Genomic DNA, 6,894 nt, shown 5'->3' on the forward strand with positions numbered 1-6,894 from the left:
AAACAAATGGTGTGGCGGTTGACGATGTGACCTTGTCATACCAGGCTTTTGAAGCGGCTCTACAAATATGCCGGATCAGCGCAGTTGTCTCAACAATGAGGCTGCCGTTGGCTTGTGGTGATCTATCGCTGGGGCGCGCGGCTTTCGGGGCGCAATCTAATTTCTGTATGAAGATCGGCGTTCAGTGGGATTGCTCACATACATGCCGGGCCAGACCGTGTTCAATCCAGTATTGCTGTGTGAGCGGCATGCCGGAGCACGACCGGCAGGACGACACCTGTATCGACTGTCCGACGTGGTATCGAGCGACGTTCGAGATGGCGATGCATATGGCGTGCCCGTATGCAGCACGATGGTGTGGGTGCACGTCGGTCGACAGGATGCAGACAAGCGCGACGAAGCGCCGCTCATGCTAACCCGTACGGAATGATGTGTGGCAATGCAACGCGGGCCTTGCGGGCAAGCGTAATGTGGTTCCGTCATGTTGGGCCGGGCGGGTTCCCGCACTGTTTGGAGGACGCGATGTCAACTACTACACAAGAGAAATTGAGGCTTGGTCTGCCGCTACTGCGCATGGCGATGGCGATGATCGTTTGTACGCTGAGTGCATGTGCATTCGCGCCAGGCATGACATATCAGGTGCAGGCTGAACGCGACGCGAATGCGCGCGTGAGCGTCGCCGCGTCAGGGGCGGGCGGCCTCGATGGCATACGGAACGTGTCGAGTGAGGATCTGATCGAGGTCACACCTGCGTTCGTCGAACAGCAGCGTGCCGCACGTTCCGCCAACGTGGACGCTGAAGTCCGGCATCTGTTCGGCACACCGAAGGTGTATCTGATCGGCTCCGGAGACGTCCTGAACATCGTCGTGTGGGATCACCCGGAACTGAACCTCCCCACGGCCCAGACCACGAACGGCGACAATATTGGTACCAACTCGGTCGCGGCGGGCTACACGGTCGATGCAAACGGCAATATACAGTTCGCATACGCGGGCCTCGTACACGTGGCGGGGCTGACCGAGGCGGACGCCCGCGCGGTCCTGACTAGACGGCTGGGCGAATACGTGCGCAAGCCACAGATTGCGCTGCGCATCCAGGCGTATCGAAGCAAACGCGTCTATCTCGATGGCGAAGTGCGCACGCCGGGGCTCCAGATCGTCAATGACATGCCGATGACGCTGCCCGAAGTGATCGATCGCGCGGGCGGCTTCACGACCGGAGCTGATCGTTCCCAAGTCTCGGTGACGCGGGATGGGAAGACGGTGAACGTGAGCTTGCCGGCAATGATTGCGGCGGGCGTCAACCCGTCGAACATCCTGCTGCGCGACGGTGATCTGGTGCGCGTGCGTGCGACGAGTGAAGCGAAGGTGTTCGTGCTCGGCGAGGTGTCACGCCCGGCGACGCTGACGTTGACCGACGGGCGGATGAGTTTGGGTGAAGCGCTCGGCGATACGGGCGGTGTGAGCCAGTCCACGTCGGATGCGCGGCAGATCTACGTGGTGCGTCGCGGGCCAGGCAACCGGCCGCAGGTCTACCACCTGGACGGGCGTGCGCCGGCATCGTACGCGCTCGCCGACCAGTTCGCGCTAGAGCGTCACGACGTCGTATTTGTCGATGCGTCATCGCTGGTGCGCTGGAGTCGTGTCGTGAACCTGCTGATTCCGTCTGCGGCGCAGGGTGCGCTGACTGCCCGTGCCGTTACTCCGTGAAACCTGCTTCGAATGTCGTGTTCGCGATTTTTCACGCGCTTGCCGAAGGGTGCCGTGCGAATTCATCAGTCTCCGCCTGACCTGTGCGACGGGGAGGTGGGGAGTATTGAAATTGCAATGTGGCGTACGGAATATGTCAGGATTGAGTCGTCTACTACCTGTAGGCATTCGGGCGGGGTCGTTTGCCCGGTGCATCGAGGTCGTCCAGTGTGGAAAATCGTGATATTTCGGAATGCGTATTGAGAACATTCTCAGAACCAGTCTCAACTTAGAAGGGTCCGCGGATCGGGGTGGTCCTCGGCGAATGCTCGCGCGTAGTACGCACACATCTCATTGCTCGCCTGAGCAATGATCGACCGCTTGCTCTTTGGCCTGCGGCAAGCATGCATTGAAATCCGGCCCGTCAGACACTTAAACAAGGACCAAACCATGACACCCATCCAATTCGATGGATGCGTCGGGTGGCTTCACGAGGGTAATCGACCACATGGCATCGTCATTTGCGAACCGCTCGGCCATGAAGCACTTTGGCTTCATAAACTTGTGCGTTCAATCGCTGAGCATCTTGCCGACCGTGGTTTCCCGGTACTACGCTTTCACTATCCGGCGAGCGGCGATTCGCTCGGAGACGAACGGGATCCCGAACGCTTCGACCGCATGCTCGAGAGCATCCGGCATGCCGTTCGGACGTTGTGCGAAAGCGCCGCGCTGGACAGCCTGACGCTCGTCGGCGTGCGCGCTGGCGCGGCATTGGCGTTCCTGGCTGCAGACGGCATACCGGGGCTCACGCGTTTCATCGCACTTGCGCCTGTTGTGCGTGGCCGCAGCTACGTGCGAGAGCTTTCGCTCGTCGCGCAACGTTGGCTCGATAACGCCCCGCCGACCGTGCGGGATGCGGTTCGCGACGAACGGCCGTTCAACGTACTCGGCCATACTTATCCGGACGATCTCGTCGGCGCGCTCCGGCGCATCGACCTGTGCCATGCTGCTAGTCACATGCGTACGTTGCCGGCGCGCGCGTTGCTCGTCGATGTACCGTATGGCGACAGTCCGGCGTTATCGGACGCGCTGCAGGAGCGCGGTGTCGTGGTGAGCATCCAAACGTGTTCGGACTGGGCGGTCACTATGCGCGAGCCGCACTTGTCACGGCTGCCCAATGCGCTGCTCGAGACAATCGCGAACTGGATCGACGATGGACCTGACGCAGCCGTTCGCGTCGCAGTGCAACGCCCTGCATCTGGTATTGAATTGGCCGGAAACGGCAGCGTCGAACGGGTGATTTACGTGGGGCCGCAACAACTGGTTGGCGTGCTGTGCGAACCGGCGGGCGACTCAATCCGCGTCACGGCACCAACACTGCTGATCGCCAATACGGCCGCCAATCCGCGTACTGCCGACGGGCGCCTTGCAGTTCGGCTGGCCCGATCGCTCGCGGGGCTCGGCTTCCGTAGCCTGCGCATCGATTCGAGCGGCATTGGAGACAGCAGCCGGTGCGCACGCGACGACCAATCGGACATTCCGTATTCGGATCAGATGATTGCCGACTTGGTCTCCGCCGCGCGTTGGCTGAAAGAGGCCGGTCACCACAAGATTGTCACGTTCGGGATCTGCTCCGGGGCGTACGCATCGCTTCATGCCGCCGCGTGCGGACCGCTCGCCGGCGTGATCGCGGTTAATCTCCCAGTTTTTGTCTGGCCGCGCGGAGAGACGCTAGCGACTGTAGTCAATAACCAGACCAATTCGATGCGCGGCTATGTCGCATCGTTGCGTAGTGTCGACAAGTGGCGCCGACTGCTGCTCGAAGGTCGCGATCTGCGTCCGGTATTGCGCGCGCTTATCCGCTTCCTCGCGGATTTCGTGACCGTGCCGGTCAGGCGCTTCATGGAGGGTGTCGGCTGGGGGGCGGGCAAGGACACGCCACGCGGGTTGCTGCGCGACATGTCTGCGCGCGGCATCCAGGCTCACTTCATTTACGGTACGTTCGATCCCGGCGTCGACGCCGTGGTTCGGCATTTCGGTCCCATGTCAGGTGCGTTCGCGCACTTGCCGAATGTATCGATCGATACGCAGGACACACTCGATCATTCGCTGCACGACAACGCCGCCGTGCAATACGTCATCGACCGCTGTGCGGAGTTGCTTGCCGGCTGGCATGCACCGGCAGAGTCTGCCGCGACCCCAATAGCGGAAGCGAAACGGGTGACGCCGTAGCATCGGGCGAGCGCGCACCGTACCGAACGCCGCGCGTCCGCCGTGTCGGAGACGGCTGAATGAGAGGGGTAGGTTGACGGTGAGTGGGGTGGAACATGCCTCGACGCGCCGGCCGGTCTGTTTTTTAACCGCCCGAAAGTAAGCGTGCGAACAGAACGTTGGCTTTCGACACGTTATCGTGACAGCGTCTATTTCTCGCGTCGCCCGCTTTCGACGGCGTCGGCGCCATGAGGCTGTTCAGGAATGTTGATACAACGAAATTGCCGGAGATGCCGAAAAGTGAGCAAACTCAGCGCGCCGCAGTCGACGCGCCATGCAGGTTTGTCGTGATGCGTGTGCTGGTTATCAACGACTTCGTTCGCAAGGGTGGTGCCGAGGAAGTGTACCGGGTATCCGTCGACGTGCTTCGTGCACGCAACGACGTTGTAGTCGAAACCTTCGACGAGAACACACTGCCGACCGATGTTGAAAACGGCCGACGTGCGCGCGCGTGGTCGCCTGTCGCTGCACGCGCGCTCGTCACGCTGCTCGAGAGATTCCGTCCGGAGCGGATCCTCGTGCACAATTACCACAACCTGCTGTCGAGCGCGATCCTGCCCGTGCTTGCCCGCTATAAGCGGCGGTCGGGATGTGGTTTATATATGACCGCGCACGACTACCATCTGTTGTTTTACAACCCGAGCTTGCTTGTCTATTCCCGCGGGCGCGCGCAACCGTTGTCACTCGATCAATTGCATCGCGGCAGACGTTTCGTTTTCACCGCCAGTCCACGCGGCTTTCTTCACGACGTCGCGAAGAAGTTGCATTGGCATGCAGTCAATGCGCTTTTCGACCCACTTGGCCTGTTTGACGAGATCCTCTGTCCGAGTCCATTCATGCATGACCTGATCGCACGGTGCGGACGAAAATCCGCCACACTCCTGCCGAACCCGATTGATTCGACGCTGGTTCCCCGTCCGCCGAAACCTCCCAGAGGCGATTTCCTCGACCTCGCGTTCGTCGGTCGACTGGAAGCGGACAAGGGCCTCGCTCAGTTTCTTGCGCTCATGAACGAATCGGCCGGTGATGCGATTGCGTCGCTCACTGTCTACGGCGACGGATCGGAACGGAGCAACCTGGAGAAGCATCACTCGACACTCGTCGAGTCGGGGAGGCTGCGTTTCGCCGGGCGTCTCGATCATGCGACGCTGTTCGCCGCGCTTCCAACGCACGATGCCCTCGTGTTGCCGTCGATCTGGGTGGAAAACGCGCCCCTCGTGATCGTCGAAGCGGCCATGCTCGGTTTGCCGGCGCTTGTACACGACATCGGGAGCCTGTCGACCTTCGGCGACGAGATCGGCAATAAGATTCGCTATCGGAATACGTCTGCAGACTTCGCGCGCGCACTCACCGAACTGCGCGCGCACCTTGACAAGGAAAATCGTCGCTACGACTGGTCGCGTTACTCGGTCGAATGCTATGCGTCGTCGCTGTGTGCCATACTCGGCATTGGCACGGATGTACCGCGCACGTGGGCACATTGACAGTCGGCGCACTTTTCACACTCAGCCGAAAAGCACGATGATCGCCGTCCGAAAAAACTTTGCCTTGTTGTTTGCGTTGCAAATCTCGACGTACGTCGTGCCGCTCGTCACGTTGCCTCTTCTGACGCGTGTGCTCGGTCCCCAACAGTACGGACGGTTGTCGTTCGTGCTTGCGGTTACGACGTATTTCATCAATCTGGCGAATTACAGCTTCGACCTGACTGCAACGCCGCGTGTCGCGCTTGCGAACGACAGGGTGGAGCGATCCCGCATATTCTGGACAACTGTTTGCGCCCAATGGGCAATTACCGTCGCCGGCTTCGGCGTACTTGTCGCGTTGACCGCGCTCATCCCGCATTTCGCGGCGGAGCGCACGGCCCTGCTGACCGGATTCGGGATGGCGATCGGTGCGGCGCTTACGCCGGGCTGGTACTTTCAGGGAATCCAGAAGCTGAGCGTCTACAGTGTCACGGTGGTTGTGTACCGTGCACTTAGTGTTGTCGCCATCATTATGTGGGTGCGCACGCCAGACGACCTCCTGCACGCGGTCGTTATCAACGCGGCCGTGCCGTTGCTTTGCGGGGTGACGTTGCTCGCGTACCTGTTCCTTCATCGTGAGATCGAAAGCGTCCGCGTACGGTTTGCCGATATCGCCACCGCCCTGAAAGGCGGCTCGCAGGTATTTCTCGCATCGACGTCGATCTCATTCTACGCATCGACCAATACCGTCCTGCTGAGTATCGTCTCGGGCAGTGTCGCCGCCGGCTATTTTGCCGCGGGTGACAAGTTGATCCGAGCCGCAGTCGGTCTGCTGCAACCACTGAGGGCGGCAACGTATCCGCACGTAACCTATCTGATGCATCACGCGCGTGACGAAGCGTTTTCGTTCTTGCGAAAGCTGTTCGTGATGCAGGGCGCGTTGGTGCTGGCAATGTCGGCAACGATCTATGTATGCGCACCGATTGCCGTTCGGATCCTGTATGGCAGCTCGTTTGCACCGACGATCGGCGTGCTGCGTTGCCTGGCGCTGGTGCCGTTCATGGCATGCATGACGGATCTGTTAGGCGTTCAAACGATGTTGCCGCTCGGCATGAAGCGCGCTTTCAGCGTGATCCTGATCTCGTCCGGCGTGTTGAACGTGACATTGCTGCCGCCGCTTGCCATGTTGTTTGCCGAGCGCGGCGCGGCTATTGCGGTGTTGATCGCCGAAACAGCCGTAGCGGTCGCGCTCGTATATGTGCTCCGTCGCGAACGGGTCGGTCTGATAAATCTGTCGGCGCGTTCGGGTTGACGCGATTCGCGCGCTGACGATAAGGAGTCGGCCCTGAACAATTGTGCGAGGCATGAGCAGTAAGAAGCTCTAACAAAAAGAGTTGCGAGGGCTGTTAACCCGCTGCACGCTCTGTTAACCTCATCATTGTTTCGCTAACGAGGAGGCCATGGCAAAACC

At 60.4% G+C, this 6,894-nt stretch carries 4 protein-coding genes; all 4 read left to right on the forward strand.

Annotation, left to right across the window (positions count from 1 at the left end; all coding sequences use genetic code 11):
* Positions 1-522: 522 nt before the first annotated feature.
* The 4 genes from ACV22V_RS31995 to ACV22V_RS32010 all read left to right on the forward strand — a co-directional run bounded on the left by ACV22V_RS31995 (position 523) and on the right by ACV22V_RS32010 (position 6,735).
* Entirely contained in the window at positions 523-1,710 is a 1,188-nt protein-coding gene (locus ACV22V_RS31995) for a polysaccharide biosynthesis/export family protein (protein ID WP_448016704.1), read from the forward strand.
* Positions 1,711-2,139: 429 nt separating this feature from the next.
* Positions 2,140-3,921 (forward strand): serine aminopeptidase domain-containing protein, encoded by a 1,782-nt coding sequence (locus ACV22V_RS32000; protein ID WP_448016706.1) that lies wholly within the window; start codon positions 2,140-2,142, stop codon positions 3,919-3,921.
* A 329-nt stretch (positions 3,922-4,250) separates the two neighbouring features.
* On the forward strand, positions 4,251-5,444 hold the full coding sequence (locus tag ACV22V_RS32005; protein ID WP_448016708.1) for a glycosyltransferase: 1,194 nt from the start codon (positions 4,251-4,253) through the stop codon (positions 5,442-5,444).
* Between the two features lie 37 nt (positions 5,445-5,481).
* Complete coding sequence (locus ACV22V_RS32010; RefSeq protein WP_448016707.1) at positions 5,482-6,735, forward strand: oligosaccharide flippase family protein; 1,254 nt, start codon at positions 5,482-5,484, stop codon at positions 6,733-6,735.
* Positions 6,736-6,894: the final 159 nt, after the last annotated feature.

The sequence above is a fragment of the Burkholderia sp. AW33-5 genome (genome assembly GCF_053427615.1).